General features: G+C 38.9%; 17 protein-coding genes. 9 read left to right on the forward strand and 8 right to left on the reverse strand.

The window, feature by feature from the left end; translation table 11 throughout:
* The first annotated feature begins 5 nt into the window (after nt 1–5).
* The gene (locus tag O1449_RS12035) at nt 6–587 is read left to right on the forward strand and encodes a L,D-transpeptidase family protein (protein WP_269239713.1); all 582 of its coding nucleotides are present in this window, start codon (nt 6–8) and stop codon (nt 585–587) included.
* A 73-nt stretch (nt 588–660) separates the two neighbouring features.
* Nucleotides 661–1,521: a hypothetical protein gene (locus O1449_RS12040; RefSeq protein ID WP_269238444.1), complete on the forward strand. Its 861-nt coding sequence runs from the start codon at nt 661–663 to the stop codon at nt 1,519–1,521.
* A gap of 3 nt (nt 1,522–1,524) precedes the next feature.
* On the opposite strand, the gene O1449_RS12045 is transcribed toward O1449_RS12040, so the two are convergent.
* The 4 genes from O1449_RS12045 to baeS form a co-directional block, all read right to left on the reverse strand.
* The gene (locus tag O1449_RS12045; protein WP_269238445.1) at nt 1,525–2,598 is read right to left on the reverse strand and encodes a hypothetical protein; all 1,074 of its coding nucleotides are present in this window, start codon (nt 2,596–2,598) and stop codon (nt 1,525–1,527) included.
* Between the two features lie 38 nt (nt 2,599–2,636).
* On the reverse strand, nt 2,637–4,022 hold the full coding sequence (locus O1449_RS12050; RefSeq protein WP_269238446.1) for a hypothetical protein: 1,386 nt from the start codon (nt 4,020–4,022) through the stop codon (nt 2,637–2,639).
* A gap of 160 nt (nt 4,023–4,182) precedes the next feature.
* Nucleotides 4,183–4,869 (reverse strand): response regulator, encoded by a 687-nt coding sequence (locus O1449_RS12055; protein ID WP_004664800.1) that lies wholly within the window; start codon nt 4,867–4,869, stop codon nt 4,183–4,185.
* Between the two features lie 46 nt (nt 4,870–4,915).
* The gene (gene baeS / locus O1449_RS12060) at nt 4,916–6,586 is read right to left on the reverse strand and encodes a sensor histidine kinase efflux regulator BaeS (protein WP_269238447.1); all 1,671 of its coding nucleotides are present in this window, start codon (nt 6,584–6,586) and stop codon (nt 4,916–4,918) included.
* A gap of 131 nt (nt 6,587–6,717) precedes the next feature.
* Here baeS and O1449_RS12065 point away from each other — a divergent pair, with 131 nt between their 5' ends.
* The 4 genes from O1449_RS12065 (at nt 6,718) to O1449_RS12080 (ending at nt 11,767) form a co-directional block, all read left to right on the forward strand.
* Nucleotides 6,718–7,071, forward strand: coding sequence for a heavy-metal resistance (locus O1449_RS12065; protein ID WP_050041422.1), 354 nt, complete (start codon nt 6,718–6,720; stop codon nt 7,069–7,071).
* Between the two features lie 330 nt (nt 7,072–7,401).
* Complete coding sequence (locus O1449_RS12070) at nt 7,402–9,204, forward strand: acyl-CoA dehydrogenase C-terminal domain-containing protein (RefSeq protein WP_269228648.1); 1,803 nt, start codon at nt 7,402–7,404, stop codon at nt 9,202–9,204.
* A 161-nt stretch (nt 9,205–9,365) separates the two neighbouring features.
* A complete protein-coding gene (locus O1449_RS12075; protein ID WP_269228649.1) occupies nt 9,366–11,147 on the forward strand; it encodes an acyl-CoA dehydrogenase C-terminal domain-containing protein in 1,782 nt (593 codons plus the stop codon).
* Between the two features lie 122 nt (nt 11,148–11,269).
* Nucleotides 11,270–11,767: a phosphate-starvation-inducible protein PsiE gene (locus O1449_RS12080; RefSeq protein ID WP_269228650.1), complete on the forward strand. Its 498-nt coding sequence runs from the start codon at nt 11,270–11,272 to the stop codon at nt 11,765–11,767.
* A gap of 40 nt (nt 11,768–11,807) precedes the next feature.
* Here the strand turns inward: O1449_RS12080 and O1449_RS12085 are convergent, their stop codons facing one another.
* Complete coding sequence (locus O1449_RS12085) at nt 11,808–12,170, reverse strand: RcnB family protein (protein ID WP_269238448.1); 363 nt, start codon at nt 12,168–12,170, stop codon at nt 11,808–11,810.
* A gap of 153 nt (nt 12,171–12,323) precedes the next feature.
* Nucleotides 12,324–12,812, reverse strand: coding sequence for an RcnB family protein (locus tag O1449_RS12090; protein WP_269238449.1), 489 nt, complete (start codon nt 12,810–12,812; stop codon nt 12,324–12,326).
* A gap of 180 nt (nt 12,813–12,992) precedes the next feature.
* Here O1449_RS12090 and O1449_RS12095 point away from each other — a divergent pair, with 180 nt between their 5' ends.
* Nucleotides 12,993–13,433 carry a hypothetical protein gene (locus O1449_RS12095; RefSeq protein ID WP_420002391.1) on the forward strand — a complete coding sequence of 147 codons (441 nt, stop codon included), beginning with the start codon at nt 12,993–12,995 and terminating at the stop codon, nt 13,431–13,433.
* Between the two features lie 25 nt (nt 13,434–13,458).
* Here the strand turns inward: O1449_RS12095 and O1449_RS12100 are convergent, their stop codons facing one another.
* Both O1449_RS12100 and znuD read right to left on the reverse strand, forming a co-directional pair.
* Nucleotides 13,459–14,922, reverse strand: a complete 1,464-nt coding sequence (locus O1449_RS12100; RefSeq protein ID WP_269238451.1) for a phospholipase D family protein — start codon at nt 14,920–14,922, stop codon at nt 13,459–13,461.
* Nucleotides 14,923–15,001: 79 nt separating this feature from the next.
* A complete protein-coding gene (znuD, locus tag O1449_RS12105; protein ID WP_269238452.1) occupies nt 15,002–17,080 on the reverse strand; it encodes a zinc piracy TonB-dependent receptor ZnuD in 2,079 nt (692 codons plus the stop codon).
* Nucleotides 17,081–17,215: 135 nt separating this feature from the next.
* Here znuD and O1449_RS12110 point away from each other — a divergent pair, with 135 nt between their 5' ends.
* Nucleotides 17,216–17,989, forward strand: a complete 774-nt coding sequence (locus O1449_RS12110; RefSeq protein ID WP_269228702.1) for a DUF4184 family protein — start codon at nt 17,216–17,218, stop codon at nt 17,987–17,989.
* 140 nt (nt 17,990–18,129) lie between these two features.
* Entirely contained in the window at nt 18,130–19,911 is a 1,782-nt protein-coding gene (gene aspS, locus O1449_RS12115; RefSeq protein ID WP_269228703.1) for an aspartate--tRNA ligase, read from the forward strand.
* The last annotated feature ends 53 nt before the right edge of the window (nt 19,912–19,964 follow it).

The following is a 19,964-nucleotide window of genomic DNA, read 5'->3' on the forward strand; positions in this document are numbered from 1 at the left end:
CAATGATGAAACTCAGGTTTGTGGTTGGATTTATGATACTAATTTTTTTCAGTGGGCTTGCTTTTTATCAGTATGGAAAGTTTCTGCCTACATTCACACCAACACACAAACCTCTTTCAGCACAAGTGATACAACAACTCAATCAAACCAAACCTGTGACTTCAATTGAAGTGTTTAAAAGCCAACGACTTCTACAATTGAAACATCAAGATGAAGTGATTCGAAGCTATCCGATTCGTTTAGGCTTTAACCCAATCGGGCATAAACAATTTGAAGGTGATGGCAAAACACCTGAAGGAACATACTCAATCGACTGGCGCAATCCTCAAAGTTCATATTATAAATCGCTACATATTTCCTACCCGAATCAAAATGATCTGGCTTTCGCCAAACAGCAGCATCAATCTACAGGTGGAGACGTAATGATTCATGGAACAGTGCCTATACGGGCAGCTTCATTACCTTCAAGTGCGAGATATATGCCTCGTAAAGATTGGACTTTGGGTTGTATTGCTGTCACTAATTCAGATATGGATGAAATATGGGCACTCGTCACCAATCATACAGAGATCAATATTCACCCATAATTTTTTAAAACTATCCACATTTTCTGTGGATAATATTGTGGCTATCCACAGGATAAAATGAGATTGATAAAAAATGTCCCAACAACAAAGCTATAGTGAATACTTTTACCTCACCATTACCCAAGACAGTGAACAAGATGTTCAACAGATTATTGAACAATATCATTTTGATCAAATGTGTGGCTATGAAGCTTGGAATAAAGGTCAAATCAGTGATGATGGTACACATCAATTTCAACAGATGTGTATTCGCTTTGATGTCGATGACTGTCAAGATGATGCACAGCAATTATTTCATTGGTTTACTCGTCTTAAACATAACACTTCTATCTTACAAATATCACCCGATTTCAACTGTACTCTGCATTTGGTCACGCATGATGTAAATACGCAAGGCGCTGGTTTTCATCTTAATATTGATCTATTACGGGAGCTGAGCGAATTAAATGCTAGATTTCATTTACATGGTCATTTGGATCAAGATGATGGACACGATTATCCATATGCAAAACCAATCGCAACAATAGAAGAATCAAGACCATGTAGTGAATATGCTTATTTCTGTATTTGGTCTAAATTACCAGCAAAGGAGTTACAACAATTATTTCCTGAATTAACTTTTGAAGTGGGTTTTGATCAAGGACTTAAATTAGAAACCAAACGACAATTAAAACATCGAAATTCATTACTTAAATTATGTTCTCGTTTAAATCGAGAAACAGTAAAACTGAATGAGCATATCAGTGATGTACTCGAACAGTTACAACCTTATCAAAGTACCTTACAGCAGCTATTTTTTAATCCCCAATATTCACTCGGTATCAGTGCAACTGGGCATGTTGAAAATCCACATCACCGACTCGTCAGTGCAGCCAATATTCAACAATTGTTTGCACTAGGTTTGAGCTTAGATGTGGATTATTATTTTGCTTAATCTCTACCATTGATATTGCGCAAATAATTGTGCACCCATTCTCTTAGCCTGATTACTATTTAGATTATCTGCAATATATTTCACACCAAAATAATCATGTTGAATTGATAACCCCAAGGCATGAGTCTGTGGTTCAAAATGGATTCCCCATTGCAACCCTGCATCCCAATAAGCATTCAGTTGCCAAAGACTATTATATTGATTACTGATTGAGCTTATACCTAACTGCCAAGCCTGATCCGACTGATAATTGAAATCAGTATAAATTTTAAATGGCAGTTTTTGGGTGTATTGATGGTGCTTACTAAATTGTCCGTGAATATCAAAGCGGGGGCGCTTATCTTGATCATAAGCAATCTGATACTGTGTATAAGGTGCATCTTGCCAATATAAATAAGCCATTGCATCCTGAATATTAATGTTTACTTTCCAGTGATTCGCAATTGTCCCTTGTAATGAAGTATCAAATGCAAAACCATAACCCTGATTTGCATGCTCATTCCACCCCATTTTATCTTCTTTTAGTGCTGGCTGGTCATAACTATAGTCAATTTGGCCATTCAGCCATTTAACGCGGTCCATGAGTTGCTTTTGATCAGTTGTTTGAGCCAAAGCATTGACTTGACCATCTACATAATGCCGCCCAATTAATGCAGTTGCACCCGTTGTTAAACTCCAGTTCGGACTCAACTGCCATGTATAGGCAAATCTAGAGCCGACAGTATCAACATGCTGCGCCTCAAGTTGTAAATTATATTGAGTACTGGCATCAATCAATTTTTCATTTTTGATCTGATAATATAATGTTGCAGTATCTGGACTAAAATGTAGGACATAATCATAACGCCAAATCCAGCTAAAATCCCATTGACCCTGTTTAATACCCAACTGCATTAAACCATGAGCAAAAGCATTTTTTCCTGTTTTAAAATGCGTATCATCCCAATCATCTGTAAATGCGTGAATCGACACAGGTTCACTATATACATTTGCCTGCACTTGATAATAGATTTTTTCCTGAGCATGAGAGTAGAAAGGAATAAGCATTCCCAATACAGCTAGACTTTTTTTGAGCATATAAAAAGGGGGATTTACTCCCCCTCTCCTTTTCATGATTATGGTGCAATCGCTTTAACGGTATTATCTGTGAATTTTGCAGAATATACATTATCTGACACTTTACTCACTGTGCCATATGCGGTATTACCCACTTTAATCTGGGCTGATGAAAAATTATCAAGATTAGCAATTTCCACATATGCCCCATTAGGATGAGACAATTTTGCCCAAACGACAGGTACATCTGTTGTAATCAAATTATCAGTTTTAAAGTCAGCCGTAAGCATATCTTTATCTACAGCAATCTTAATCGTTGCTGTACCTTTCCGATACTCATTACGTTTAGCAGTTAAATCAACACTAAATGGTTTAATGCTGGTACCACCACCTTTAACATTACCACTGAGTTTCACATTAAGATCAGCATTGATAAATGCAGCAGCAGATTCACCATTAGTCACATCAATCACTTTGGATAAATCATTATTTAATTTAACACTTGCCTCTAAATTCAGGTTCTCAGTTCCAGCAACAGCCTTACCTTTAAAATTGAGTTCAGTTGGAATAATTTCTGTAGATGTGCTTGAACCATCTTTAATTTGAACTTGTTTAGCCTTGCTTGAAAACTCAGTTAAACTCAATTCAGCACCTGTACCTACGGCAGTCAACACAATATTCATAAACTTAAATTGTGCAGTTATAGGAGTTTGATCACTAGAACGATCAACCAGTTTTGCTAGATTGTTATAAACGACTTGAGCTGTACTATCACTATTTACTGCTAAAATTGCTTCTTTTTTACTCATAACATTCTTAGTGGCAATTTTCCCACCAGCAACCAATTTAAAATCGTAAGTTGATTGAGATGCCGAGAATGGTGCTTCTAATTTCAAATTGGTTACAGTCACGTTGGCTTCATCACCAAAAACATCATGACGTTTCTGAGTTTTATAGTCCCAAACATAATCTGTCCAATATTTAGCTGTAACACCACCTGTTACAGTAACGGAATCAGGCTTCACACTCACTTTCAGCGTATTATTACTCAACTGATAATGAGGGTAATAATCCCCCCCATAAGTTGAGTCCTCTTTCAATAGGGCTTCCAACTGAGCTGCATTATATTCTTTTTCCGAACCTTGGGCATTTTGTTGTGCCAATGACGCCAAAGTCAAAATCAAGCTACTGGCATTACCAATATCGCTACCTACATCACTAACTGCATCAAATGTTGGTTTATACTGTGATTGCAATCCATCAAAACTATCAAAATAAGAAATGATATTATTGGTTGTATCAATCAACTGTTTTGCTTTATTTAAATCTGAAACAGGAGCAACTGGATTACCATTATTAGTATTATTTGAAGAAGTACTACCACCACCTCCACAAGCAACTAAAAATGTAGAACAAGCGAAAGCTAAAAATGTTTTTTTAAACATTTGACAACCCTTTTATAATAAAGTTATTATCTAAATATTTTAAATTTAGGATTTAATAAAAGTCATATATTGACTTTAAACAAATAATAGCTACTTATGATTATAATGACAATTTATTATTTAATAAAAAGCCCTTTATTTACAAAAGGGCTTTTATATTTTACTCATCAGGATATTCAAAACGATAACCTACACCATAAACCGCTTGAATCCATTCATGGCGATTACCTGTTTCGGCAGCTTCAGTAATTTTACGACGAAGATTTTTAATATGACTGTCAATTACACGATCTGCGACATCAAAACTATCTGGATTAATATGATCTAATAATTGCGCACGAGAATAGACTTGACCGAGATGTTCCAAGAATAATTCCAATAAACGGAATTCAGTCGGTGTTAAAGTTAATGCTTTTTGTTGATACCAAATCCGTTGCTGTGCTTTGTCGATACGAAATAAATCATTTTGATCAGGTTCTGCCTTACGCTCTAAACGACGTAAAACAGCTTGTACACGTGCAACCAACTCTTTCGGACTAAATGGTTTACAAATATAGTCATCTGCACCCATATTTAAGCCTAAAACACGATCAATTTCTTCAGTACGCGCAGTTACCATAATAATCGGTAGATCAGATTGCTCACGGACTTTACGGCAAATGGTTAAACCATCCATACGAGGAACCATCAAGTCTAAAATCATGAGACTGGGTTTACGTTGTTGAAATTGGGTATAAGCATCCTGACCATCATGAAACATACTGACTTCAAAACCAGCCGCCTCTAAATAATCACGAACCAACTGTGCTAGTTCAACTTCATCTTCAACCAACATAATATGCTTCATGGTTTTCATCCTATCCATCGTCCTCAAGCAAAGAGGATCAAAAAAGTTATTTAATTAATTTTGGGAAAGTCAGCACACAACGCAATCCACCTAAAGGTGAATGATTAAAAGTAAGTGAACCACCTAAAGCCTGTGCAAGTTTACAAGACAAAGCCAAACCTAAACCTGTTCCGCCAGTGCTACGTGTGCGTGAATCATCCACACGATAAAAGCGCTCGCCTAAACGCGCCAACTGCTCATCACTTACCCCAAATGGGCTATCATCTACATACAGTATCCATTCATACTCATTTTGTTGAGTATGAATCTGTATTTTTCCACCTTGTTCTGTGTAACGTACACAATTTCCAAGCAAGTTAACAATGATCTGTTTAAAACGATCTCGATCTAAAGATAGGCTTATTCCTTCGCCTGAGAGTGAAACATCAAACTGCTTTTGTTCAAATGTAGGTTTAAAATTTTCAACTTCTTGCAGTACTACATCCCATGGATTGACTTCAGCAAAATAGCATTTCAACTGCTGCGCATCTGCCTGTGCTAAATCAGCCAAATCTTGTGTTAGCTTCTTTAAACTACTCACTTGACGCATCATTGCATCAAGATGCTCGGGTGTCGCTTTACGAATTCCATCCTGCATCGCTTCAATCTGTGCTTGTAACACAGCCAAAGGCGTTTTTAATTCATGAGAAGTATCAGCGACCCATTGACGGCGCGATTCCTCATGTTGATGCAAAATATCAGCCAAATGATTCAGTTGATTAGATAAATCTCCCAATTCATCATTTCGCTTAATCACAACCTGATGTTGGTAATTTCCACGCGTTAATTCCAAAGTCGCATTAAGCAAACGTTGAATTGGCTTTTTGAAATAAGCTGCCATTAACAATGCTGCCACCAAACTAGAAAGCACGGTTAAGGCATAAACTAAAAGCAAATAACGCTTTTGATTACTAAAGAAATTAATACTTGATGCATCATCCTGATCCAATACGGGTTTTAAGCCGAGATAACCCACAACTTTTTGATTAACCAGAATTGGACGGTAGGCTATTTGATCAGTTGCAGGCTCACCCACAATAAATTGGTGTTTTTCATCATATAAAGACAGTCTTGAACTTAAACCTAAACGATCTGGAATTGATACAAAACGCTTTTTAACGTGTTCAGATGATGAACTAGATTTGGTATCTTGCTTATCATCTTTCGCATCTTTCTTTAATCGAAATTGGCTCGGACTCAAAGGAAAACGTAAGCCTTCAAAAGGTTGATATTCTGAGGGTAAATTTTGTTTAAGAATCTTTAATTCTTCATCATTAAAAATCTGACGATTTTTTATTTCGGTGTTGTTTTGAGCTAAAGTGGGTGAAAGCGTTAATAAGGTATGGTCATTAAAATAACGTTGTTGTAAGGCAATATCATACTGACGGCGCAACCACCACTGAGACAAGCGATCATAATCATCAGGTGCTGCGTTCCCTTCAATTTGTAAAATCTGTGCCTGAATGGCATTCCCCCAGTCATGATAAACCGTATAAACATTACCTAGATTCGCAATCAAACGATCTAATTTTTGCATTTCCACATCAGCAACATAACGTGCGAAGTTCTTTTGCATGGTCCAATGCAATACCCCTAAACTGATTGTTGCAATCACTAAGGTAGTCAGTAATACCGTTAAAAATAAACGTATGGCTAAAGGCATGCGACGAACATTCAAAAGCGAAATCTCAATAGTGTTCTATTTATGGATTGTAACCAACATGGTTCAAAAAAACTCTCCATTCTTTCTTCATCTTTATTATCTAATCTTTAACAATCGAATCTTAACTGACTACGCAGGATAAAATAATGAACAAGACAAAAATTGTATTAATGACAACTCTTCTCGGTTCTGTTTTAGGTTTGGCTGCCTGCCAAGTAACACCTTCAGAACAAGGAATGAATCATGACCGCCACCGCCACGAAATGCAACGTCAACCGCTAACCCCAGAACAACGTGCAGAATGGCAAGCTAAACGCGAACAACGTGAAGAACAACGAGAACAAATGCGTGAAGAACATCGACTACAGAGAGCACAGATCGAGAAAGCCTGTCAGGGTAAACGCATCGGTGAGCGTGTGAATGTTCAGTGGAATAATCGTGTAATTGAAGGTACTTGTGACGTTCGCTTTACGCCTGAGAAATCACAATTCAAACGTTAAACCTATGTAAGAACATAATATTATTTCGTTATCAAGGCGCCTCAAGCGCCTTTTATTTATTTGCAGAGTCAATTATTTTTAATTACACAGCTGCTTACGATTTTTTGCATATTATTACGAGCGAATTCAACGCAAACTGCCTACAATCAATACGCTTTAAAATAATTTAAGCATTATCTTTGACTTTACAGTCACTAAGAAATGCCCTGTTAAAGCTTGTACGGAACTATAACTTGTTGCACGATTAGCAACACAAAATGATACCCTTTGGGTATATTTACTATTGACTAAGATTATAACTCTGGTTTAACCAGTATTGAGGAAAATGCTATGCCACAATACAAAGCACCCTTACGTGATATGCAGTTCGTATTGCACGAATTATTAAATGCTGAAGCACATTACGCAAAACTTCCTGCATTTCAAGGCACCGTAAGCCGCGAATTGGTTGATCAATATTTAGAAGCAGCAGCTGATTTCTGTGAGAATGAACTTTCTCCTATCAACCAATCAGGCGATCGTGAAGGTTGTACTTGGAATGACGGTGTTGTTACTACGCCTACAGGCTTTAAAGAAGCGTATCAAAAATATATCGAACTTGGTTTCCCATCTCTTTCTGCTGATGAAGAATTTGGCGGTCAAGCATTACCAAACTCTCTAGGAATCACAATTTCTGAGATGGTTGGTACAGCCAACTGGTCTTGGGGTATGTACCCAGGTCTTTCTCATGGTGCTGTTCGTACAATTGAACACCATGGTTCTGATGAACAAAAAGCGACGTATATGCCAAACCTTGTATCAGGTGTTTGGACAGGTACAATGTGCTTAACTGAATCTCATGCAGGTTCAGACTTAGGTATTACCCGAACCAAAGCTGAACCAAATGATGATGGTAGCTATGCAATTTCTGGCGAGAAAATCTTTATCTCTGCTGGTGAACATGACATGGCTGAAAACATCATCCATATCGTACTTGCTCGTTTACCTGGCGCACCTAAAGGTACTAAAGGTATTTCGCTGTTCATCGTACCGAAATTCAATGTAAATGCAGATGGCTCTATCGGTGAGCGCAATACTGTTCGCTGCGGTTCAATTGAACATAAAATGGGTATCCATGGTAACGCAACTTGTGTGATCAACTTTGATAAAGCAAAAGGTTACTTGATTGGACCAGAAAACCGCGGCCTAAACTGCATGTTCACATTCATGAATACTGCACGTATTGGTACAGCCGTTCAAGGTCTTGCTGCATCTGAAGGTTCTTTCCAAGGTGCTTTAGCATATGCGAAAGATCGTTTGGCAATGCGTTCACTTTCAGGTCCTAAAGCACCTGAAAAAGAAGCAGATCCAATTATTGTTCACCCTGCTGTTCGTAATATGCTTTTAACTCAAAAAGCATTTGCTGAAGGTGGTCGTGCACTTGTTTACTTATTGGCTCAGTATGCAGATATCGTTGAAAAAGGCGAAACTGAAGAAGAGCGTAAGTTTGCTGACAACATCTTATCTTTGTTAACGCCAATTGCTAAAGCATTCTTAACTGAAACTGGTTATGAATCTGCAAACCACGGTGTGCAAGTATTTGGTGGTCACGGATTTATTTCTGAGCACGGTATGGAGCAAATCGTACGTGATACACGTATTGCTTGCTTATACGAAGGAACAACTGAAATTCAAGCACTTGATCTTTTAGGTCGTAAAGTATTGCAAACTCAAGGTGCAATGTTGAAAGACTTCACCAAGATCATCCATAAATTTGTTGAAGCAAACAAAGACAATGCTGCAATGCAAGAATTCCTTGCACCATTGGCTGCTGCAAACAAAGAATGGGGCGATATCACGATGCAAATCGGTATGCGTGCAATGCAAAACCCTGATGAAGTTGGCGCAGCTGCGGTTGACTACATGTACTTCTCTGGTTATGTAACACTTGCATTCCTATGGGCACGTATGGCACTTGTTGCTCAAGAGAAATTGGCTGAAGGTTCAACAGAAGTTGACTTCTACAATGCGAAAGTAGCAACTGCTCGCTTCTACTTCAAGAAGATCTTGCCACGTGTTCGCTCGCACGTAGATGTACTTTCAACTGGTGTTGCACCATTGTTTGAACTTGATGCGGAACACTTCGCGTTCTAATCATAGATTAGAATGAGATGCAACGTTCATCACAGAAAAAGGACTGGTCAGTTTTGACCGTCCTTTTTTTGTTTAATCAATGCTAAATTTACACTATTCAATTTATTTGTTCGTTTTATTTGATCACTTTGCACATGACCTGTGCGTAAAAAGGAACGATTATGCCAATTTACAATGCACCTTTAGCAGACATGAAATTCATCTTAAATGATGTATTTAAAGCTGAACAATTTTGGCAGTCTAATGAGAATCTTGCTCATGTAGATGCTGCAACAGCTGAAGCAATTTTAGAAGAAATGGCTAAATTTGCTCAAAACGTAACTCACCCACTTAACCGTACTGGTGATGAAGAAGGTGCGCGTTGGGTTAACGGTGAAGTTTTCACGCCAGCAGGTTTTAAAGAAGCATTCCGTCAATACGCCGAAGGTGGTTGGATTGGCTTAGGTGCTGATGAAGAATGGGGCGGTCAAGGCATGCCAAAAATGCTGACAGTATTGTCAGATGAAATGCTCTTTGCCACCAACCCATCATTCTTGTTGTATCCACTACTGTCTGTCGGTGCAGGCATGGCGTTAAGCAGTTATGCATCACAAGAACAGAAAGAAACGTATTTACCTAAAATCTACTCTGGCGAATGGTCAGGTACCATGTGCTTAACTGAACCGCATGCAGGTACAGATTTAGGGATTATTAAAACTAAAGCTGAACGTAACGAAGATGGTACTTATAACATTACAGGTACTAAGATCTTCATTACAGGTGGTGATCACGATCTCGCTGAAAACATCATTCACTTAGTTCTTGCAAAAACACCTGATGCACCTGCGGGTTCACGTGGTATTTCTTTATTCATCGTACCGAAATACATTGTAAATGCAGATGGTTCTTTAGGTGAGCGTAACCCTGTTGGCCCTGGTTCAATCGAACATAAAATGGGGATCAAGGCATCTGCAACTTGTGTCATGAATTTTGATGCTGCAAAAGGTTATCTCGTTGGTAAAGAAAACGAAGGTCTTGCAGCCATGTTCGTAATGATGAATTACGAACGTTTATCAATGGGTATCCAAGGTCTTGGCGCTTCTGAATTTGCTTACCAAAATGCAGCTCAATATGCGACTGATCGTTTACAAGGTCGTAGTGCTTCTGGTGTTAAATCTCCAAGCAAACCTGCGGATAGCATCTTAGTTCACGGTGATGTTCGTCGTATGTTATTGAATGTACGTGCAAATAATGAAGCATCTCGTGCATTTGCAGTATATGTAGGTCAACAGCTTGATATCACTAAATTCTCTACTGATGCAGAAGCAGTGAAAAAAGCCAATGACCGTGTTGCGCTGTTAACACCAATTGCAAAAGCTTACCTCACAGATACTGCATTCCAAGCAACTTTAGATGCGCAAATGGTATTTGGTGGCCACGGTTATATTCGTGAATGGGGTATGGAACAGTGCATCCGTGATCTTCGTATTTCTCAAATTTACGAAGGAACAAACGGCGTTCAATCTCAAGACTTAATTGGTCGTAAAACGATTAAGTGTGGTGGTGCTTTCATCGCTGAATATATCACTGAGATTCGTGATTTTGCCAATGCATTAGACACTGACTTAAACTTCATTAAAGATGCGACTTTAGATGCTGCAACTGAAATCGAAGCAATCACTCAGTTCATCATTGAACAAGCGGCTGAAAATGTAGAGTTCCCGAACTCTACTGCAGTAGATTACTTAAGTGCAGTTGGTCTACTTAGCTTTGCTTATATGTTTGCTAAGATTGCTGCTGCTGCAAAAGACAAGTCTGGTGACTTCTACCAAAACAAACTTGCTTTGGCACAGTACTTTGTTGACCGTATTTTGCCAGAACTTGATTCTCGCCTTGCGAAGATCAAAGCAGGTTCTGACTTAATCATGAACTTCAGCGAAGATTATTTCACAAACCAAGCTTAATTCTAGTTCGGTTTTAAAAACTGCCTAAATCAGTTGGTTTAGGCAGTTTTTTTATGGCTATAATAAAATCAGCATAAAACTTGCATAACATTTTAATGATCATGTTGAGAATATAAGTCGGTATGTCAAACTCCAAAGATAAACTCGAAAATTTACAACGTTTATTTGACCGTCTAGGTCATTATGCGGTTGAAGCCTTTCACTATTTAGCTCTGTTTATTATTGGCTGTATGATTGCTTGGTCAGCAGTACATACCGTCATTGAAATTTTGACGGTTAAACAATACGCTACCATTGATGACATCCTATTGTTGTTTATCTATTTAGAACTAGGGGCAATGGTTGGTATCTACTTTAAAACCAATCACATGCCTGTACGCTTCCTCATCTATGTGGCAATTACTGCACTAACTCGTTTACTGATTGCTGATATTCAACACAATCATAAAGCCTCTATGGATTTGGTCATCATTACGGGCTCTATTCTGATCTTAGCTTTGGCAATTTGGGTGGTACGTTTTGCTTCATGGAACTACCCATCTGTTATCCGAGGTAAAGACCATGAACAACAACTCCCTGCAAATAAAACACCAAGACCACAAGATGATGAACTAGCATAAATAAAAAAGCAGGCGAGATGCCTGTTTTTTATTCCTTAGTTTAAGCCACTCTCAACACGCGATATTTCGAGTCGACTAAAACATATTTACCTTGTACCTGCATCCAGTTATAGCCGCGTGGTGGTTCATACAAACGGTGAGTCCGATAGTTAGAAATCACATAGCGGTTACTACGGAATTCTGACGGTAAACGCTCGCCACGTTTAAGGCTGATACGTTGACCATAATGATGACCACGGTCGCCATTTGACCAGCGTGGTTGTTCACGATGATCGTAACGGTGCTCATAGCGGTGATCATAGCGATCTTTATGATCTTGATTCCAACGATTTGAATCTGCCATTGCTGAAGCAGATACACCAAGTATCATCGTTGATACCAATAACACGACTGTCTTCTTCATTGTTTGATCCTCTGTTTTTCGATCTAAAATTAGATTAAGAAAAACTCAAGGAGAAAGCATGAATAAAACCCATGACATTGCAAAGCTTTGTAATGAAAGCCAAGAAATTATGGAGATTTCTATTTTGAATAAAATTCAAAAAAACATTTAAAATCAGCGAATAATTTCAATCCTAAAATTATCATCTGTCACTAAAAGATAACGACCATCAACGATCACCCAGTGCCGACCTCTTGGTGGTTCACGTAATGAATATGAATCCCAATCTCGAATCACATAACGCTCACTTCGAAATTCACTAGGTAACTCATTTCCAACCACAAAAGGCTCACGGCGATAGCTATGCTCATATTGAGTTTCGGGATAGTATTCAATACGAACACTGGGTCGATGGCTCGGATAAGGATAATAATTATTTTGATTCGGTTGATAATAATAGCCTTTCGGCGGTGCAGTCGGCGTGTAGCGCTGATTTGAAAATGCAAAAGGATCTTGTGCGGGTGGCTGATAAGTAGGTGTTTGGGGATATGAACGTCGTTCGACACCACTATACCCTCCCCATGCATTATCGGCATAACTCATGATAGGGAGATAGCCCAAAAGACCTGCCAAGCCATAAATATACAATTTAGATTGCTTCATCCTTATCGCCCTAGAAATCAGAGTATTGTTATATTTTAGAATAAAAACCGAGCATGACTGTTGTAATAATATTTTTTCAGATCAATTGTTCTTTTCCCTCGACCGATTACATCGGCATATACATCCAAAGAGATATGTTAAGATAACTTTTTTGGTTTTGAGACAACATCTGTGGCTGAAATGAATTTTGATCGTCTTTATCAATTCTTCTGTAAAGTGCCAAGTGTGCAAGAGGCTCGTATCGTTGCACATGGTACAGATGGTCAACATGCATGGTGGTTTAAATTCAATATTGATGTTGCACATCCACTTGCATGGCAAACCGTTCAAGAACTTGGTCATGTGCTCAACTATTTGTCTACCAATGAGCGCTTACCCACTCAATTCTTCCCTGTCTCTCCTCCTCCTTATATGAATGGTGAAGCGAAAGACTTTTTAGCTTGGGTAATTCAATGTAATCATCCTGAATTTAATCCTGATACAGTGTGCGATTGGTTAGAAGCTCGTCTGCCTAACCCAGTCGAGGATAAAACTCAGTGGAAAATCAAAACAGATTTAAGTGAACTGGATCAGATGGCTGATAAAGATTTAGATCAGTTGATTCCACCAAATCCGCAATAAAAAAGAGGCTTAAAGCCTCTTTCTTTTAGAAAGTAGATAAACCCGACCATTCCATAAAGCGATAGAGCCAGTATTTCACGTTTGACTCATCCGCATATTTTGCATAATCAACCGTGATCTGACGACCATTCGCATTACTCCAAGCAGCATCAAAATACTGTCCTGCATCTTTAAAGACCTGTGCTTGTGCTGAACCTAAAACTCGCATGTCTGTCTCAAGATTATAGTTTTTAAGATTTCGTGCCGTGAAGTTAGCTGAACCTAAAATAATCTCAGCTTGCTGAGCGTTATATTTAAATAGCATCTTACTATGGCATTGTTCACCATGGGTATCACACCAACGAATTGGAATCCCTGCGGCATTGAGTTCTGAAGCTACTTGACGGTTTGGAATACCATTCTTTTGACGACCAAATGCATCTTTATTTGGATCAAGCATGATACGGATACTTACACCACGCTGTTTAGCCTGTTTTAATGCCTCAATAATATTTCGCTCAGACAGATAGAACATAGCTATGTCCAAATGCTCTTCACTTTTTGCAGATTGAATCATCTTCAACACAGCATCATAAATGGCTTTTTCAGTCAGTAGCTGTACCTGTGGCAAGCTTTTATCTTCAGCCAATCCCCCCATGATCACAAATGGGCTTGAACCTTGTGACATATTGGCAACGGTTTGCTCAGTTTGTAATACATCAATCGCGGTTGGGCCATCCACGACCAGTGCAACATTACTATGATGTGAACTTCCATCATGAGGATTCGCTGAGGTCACTAAACTCTTCCAACCTTGAGCCGTATCTACCACCAAGGTTTTACGATGATTGGCTTTAAAATTGAGTAACTCCAAATAACTCCGTATTGTTACTTTATCTTTTCCAAAAGGATTATTTAGCCAACCGCCTTCTGGATTATTGCCTAAATTTTGACAGCAGATATACCAAAAACCCGACCACAATGGATTTGAAGCACGCAAAGGTTTTAAATCTGTTTCAATAACATCTACACCTGCTTGGCGAAGCTGACGATAGTGCTGAGGCGTTATACCACCATAAACTGAATTAATTGGATCGGTAATCACCACAATTTGAACTGTCGGATAAAGCTTCCGTTTCAGAATCAGTGCATCTGTTAATTGCTGCGTCAATGGAAATTGCTTAACCTTAGACGCACCCACTTCCTGATTAAATAAGAACATATCCAACACAATCGTGGTCTGTGCTTGATCAATCAGTTGGAATACTTCTTTGAAAATGTGTTGATCAACTTGCTGTTGACCTTGTGCATCAAGATAGGTCTGATCGGCCAAAAATTTCACATTGGCATGGCGAAGTTGCCCCGTAAAATCCAGTCCTTTTGGGAGTGGTTTTACAGTGTGATAAATTGCAGAAGCAATATACCCAATCGCAAAAATACTCAATATGACTGCCATGTAACGTCGACCTGACCAGTTTAATTTTTGATGAATTCTTTGGAAGATACGCATATAAACAGAAAAAGCCCTAGCCTAATGGACCAAGGCTAGAGCTTATACTTTGATTTTTCAATAAGATTTGAGTGACAAATTAGAAACTAAAGTTCACACCAACACTAAAATTACGTCCAACTTGTGGAATCGTCGATAAGAACGATGCATGTTGATAAACCTGATCATCCAACACGTTATTAGCATTTAGGAATACACGATAATCACCGACATTGCCATAATTACCTGAATACGCCACACCCAAATTTAACATGTTATAACTTTGTGTATCTGTTTCATAAGCAGCGATCTTATCTTGTTGGAATACATGATAATACTCAGCTGAACCGCTAAAACCATCGCCAAAGTCTGCATTCACTTTTGTACCTAAACGGCCCGCTGGTACACGTGGTGCATTGTCATTGTCGATCTTGCCGCGTACATAATCACCAAATGCACTGAGTTTATAAATTGAAGAGACTTGATAACCTACTTCTGCTTCAGCACCGTAGAACTTGGCTTTATCTTGTGCATACTGAACCAAACGAAAATCTTTATAACGATCTAAGGTTTGGGCATAGATGTAGTCGTCAAACCAGTTGTGGTAGACATGTACATGGTAATCAAACTTGTTATCATCGTAATGAAAACCAAGTTCGACATTATTTGACTGCTCTTTTTTAAGCTGATCATTCCCTAGTTCATAGGTATTGGTGGCGAAATGGCCTCCATTGGCATATAACTCTTGTGCTAAAGGTAAACGCTCTTGGTGTGACGTAACCAAAGAAAGTTTGTAGTTCGGTGCAAACTCCCAATTGGCGGCACCAGAAACAGAAAAGGCTGAACCGTCGAAATCTTTTTTCGTTGCATCATCAATATTAATTTTTTGCTGTTCTGCACGAGCAGCTAATTCAACATGTACATCATTAAATTGCGCATGTTCTAATGCAAAAACACTCCATTTTTTAGTGGTATTTGGCGCTAAAAAGGCCTCTTCACCTGTAAGTTTTAATTTTTGTTGTCCATATTGTGTACCAATGACCCCTTCCCATGCACCCAGCGGGTTGTGTACTAACTCTAAGCGTCCATCATAACCTTTATTTTTAAAACGAGTCGCGATGCTCTCTTCTTCAATCTCATCATGTTGATAATCGGTATAACTGGCTTGCGCACGTAAAGTTTTAAAACCTGCAAATGGATTATCTAACTCAGTACGAACATCATAACGCTCCGATTTTAAATCAATCCAAGGACCTGCATCATGTGCATGCTCATGTTCCTCATGATCATGATCATGATCATGATCATGTCCATCATCTGGATCGTGATCACCACAATGTAAATGTGGTCTACCACTCAAATGTGCATCGCAGCTTTCATATTCATGGCTATGTCCAGGCAAGCCATACTGATCCTGACGATTGCTATATGAAATACCCGTAAAGCCACGATCATAAATCCAAGACAAACCAATATTCACCGTTTCACCTTTGGCAAAAGTATTATCGACTCGACGTTCTTTTTCGCCTTCATGGAAATAATCAGGTGCAATATAATCATTGGCTTCACGTTTGAGCCCTTCAACACGTAATGCCACTTGATCACCTAAACCAACAGTAACACCCGCGCTTGCTAATTTTTCATCACTACCCGTGTTATAGCGTAGCCCAACATTTCCCTCATAACCATTTTCTGGCATCTGTGTCGGAATTTTGCTGTCTGTGACATTAACTAAACCACCTACAGTACCAGCACCATACAATAAAGTAGATGGTCCTTGAATAACTTCTATTTTCTTTGCTAATAATGGATCAACCGTGACCGCATGGTCGGGCGATAATGTTGAGACATCAATATTTTCAGAGGCATTTTGCAACACTTTGACTCGAGCACCATCTTGTCCTCGAATCACTGGACGACTTGAACCAGCGCCAAACTGATTGGTATGTACACCAACCTCACCGCTCAAAGCATCTCCTAAAGTTGCACTTCTTTCAACTAAATCCTTTTGTTCAATTACATGATCTGCGACAGCAAAATCGGCCGCATTTCGCTCTAAAGGGTGCGCTTTAATTTCAATCGTAGCAAGTTGTTGAACCTTTGCTTGTTCTTCTGCAAAGGTAGCGCTGCTCGCTACTGCTAGAATAGATAAAGTCAAAATATTTTTAGGAAATGACATGCCACGTCTCAAATTAGCTTAAACATAATTTGTTATATTATAACGTTTCAATCATTTTGCAATAAAAAACATCTCAACAAAAAACATTTGCTACACTGCTGATCCATTATTCAATATTTATAACGCTCCAAGAATATGCCATTTACTCTTTCTCACGCTGTTCTTGCACCACCTCTATCAAAATTGAGTAAAGGTCATTTGCCTGTCGCAGCGCTTGCAATCGGCTGTATGACCCCAGACCTGCATCGTTTATTTACTCAAGAAACAATTGCATTAACACATCAGTGGTCTGGCATATTACTCCCCAATCTTCCGATTGGATTATTCTTTTGTGCATTGTGGTATTTGATCTATCGACCTGTTAGTTATCGCTTTTTGGGTATAAAAGACCCCATAAAGATCAGCAATTTTGATGATGCAGTGGGCTTTATTCTTATGAATTGCTTTGCGATTATTCTAGGCACAGCAACACATTTAATCTGGGATGGATTAACCCATCTGGACTTTCGGACCTTCGCTTTTAAAGATTTACTCGCACAAGATATTTCTCTCTTTGGTTTGCATTATCCATTACATTTCATTTTGCAGATTGCTTCATCCATTCTCGCCTTACCTTTTATCTTCTGGATGTGCAAAAGCTATTACATCAAATATAAACTAGCTCAACCTGTACCGATTAAAATCAAAGGATTTATCACGACAAGCTTAATCATTTCAACAGTTGCTGGATTGTTGTCGATTTGGGACTATAGTCGTCATATTTCATCAGAACTCTGGTACACCGAACGATATTTTTTTATTGGTAAATCAATTAACGAATTTACTCAAACAGCGCTTTGTGTTTTTACCGCAGCATGTCTGTTGCTACTATTATTTGATCGAAAAGGTCAAACAAGATCATTTTTTTAAAAAAGCGTCGCTTTAAAATTCTGTTGAAAACATTAAGACTTGAGACAATATGTTCAACAAGGCATAATCTCCCCTTCATTGGTGATGCGCTGTTTACGCATTCACCTTCTAGCCAATATAGTTTGGATAAATAATTCAATATGATGCGCACTCATTACTGTGGCTCTTTAACTGAAGCCCAAATCGATCAAACAGTTACTTTATGCGGATGGGTTCATCGTCGCCGTGACCATGGTGGTGTAATTTTCCTTGATATGCGTGACCGTGATGGTTTAGTTCAAGTCGTAATTGATCCTGATACACCAGAAGCTTTCTCAACTGCGGATAAAGCACGCTCTGAATTTGTGTTAAAAATTACAGGTCGTGTACGTCGTCGCTATGAAGGTACTGAAAATGCCAACATGGTGAGTGGTCAAATCGAAGTTTTAGCGAAAGAAATCGAAGTTCTCGCTGCTTCTGAAACACCTCCATTCCCATTAAATGACGAAAATACTAATATTTCAGAAGAAATTCGTTTGAAATACCGTTTCTTGGACATTCGTCGTCCAGAAATGTTAGATCGTTTACGCTTCCGCTCTAAAGTTACAAACTTAATTCGTAACTATTTCGAAGATCACGGTTTCCTTGACGTTGAAACACCGATCTTGACTCGTGCAACACCTGAAGGCGCACGTGATTATTTAGTTCCAAGTCGTGTTTCAAATGGCAGCTTCTACGCGCTTCCACAATCACCGCAATTGTTCAAACAGTTGTTGATGGTCGGTGGTATTGATCGTTATTACCAAATCGCGAAATGTTTCCGTGACGAAGATTTACGTGCGGATCGTCAGCCTGAATTTACCCAAATCGACGTTGAAACATCGTTCATGAGTGACGATGACATCATGGATTTAATGGAAGGCTTAACGGTTAAAATGTTCAACGAATTATTGAATGTAAAATTCGATAAATTTGAACGTATGACCTATAACGATGCAATGCGTGATTATGCATCTGACAAACCAGATATGCGTATTCCTTTGAAACTTGTTGACGTTGCAGACTTAATGCAAGACGTTGAGTTCAAAGTATTCGCTGGTCCTGCAAAAGATCCTAAAGGTCGTATTGTCGCTTTACGCGTTCCTGGCGCGGGTTCATTGCCACGTAGTGCGATCGATGAATATACTAAATTCGTAGGTATCTACGGTGCGAAAGGTTTGGCTTACATCAAAGTCAATGAACTTGAAAAAGGCATCGAAGGTTTACAATCACCTATCGTTAAATTCATCGAGCCAATCGTACTTGATCTACTCAAACGTGTTGGTGCTGAAAATGGCGACATCGTATTCTTCGGTGCGGATAAAGCTAAAGTTGTAAATGATGCGATGGGTGCACTTCGTGTAAAAATCGGTCATGACTTGAATCTTTCAACTTGTGAGTGGGCACCACTTTGGGTTGTTGATTTCCCAATGTTCGAAGAAACTGATGACGGCAAATGGACTTCTGTTCATCACCCATTCACACTACCAAAATCAAGTGTTGAAGATGTGAAGAATAATCCAGGCGCTGCTCTATCAGTTGCATATGACATGGTATTGAATGGTACAGAAGTTGGCGGTGGTTCACTGCGTATCTATACTTTAGAGATGCAAAAAGCAATCTTTGAAGCATTAGGTATTGGTGAAGAAGAAGCAGAGGAAAAATTCAGCTTCTTACTCAATGCATTACGCTACGGTGCTCCTCCTCATGGTGGTTTAGCATTTGGTCTTGACCGTTTGATCATGTTGATGACAGGCGCATCGTCGATTCGTGATGTGATTGCATTCCCGAAAACCAAGACGGCTGAATGTCCATTAACTCAAGCGCCAGCGCCTGTTGAAGCGAATCAATTACGTGACCTCGGTATTCGTTTACGTGAAAAAGCAAAAGCTGAAGAAAAGTAATTTTTTCAATTGATTGCTGAATAAAACCCTGCTTAATGCAGGGTTTTTTTATA

Origin of the sequence: Acinetobacter sp. TR3, assembly GCF_027105055.1 — a bacterium.
GTDB lineage: Bacteria > Pseudomonadota > Gammaproteobacteria > Pseudomonadales > Moraxellaceae > Acinetobacter.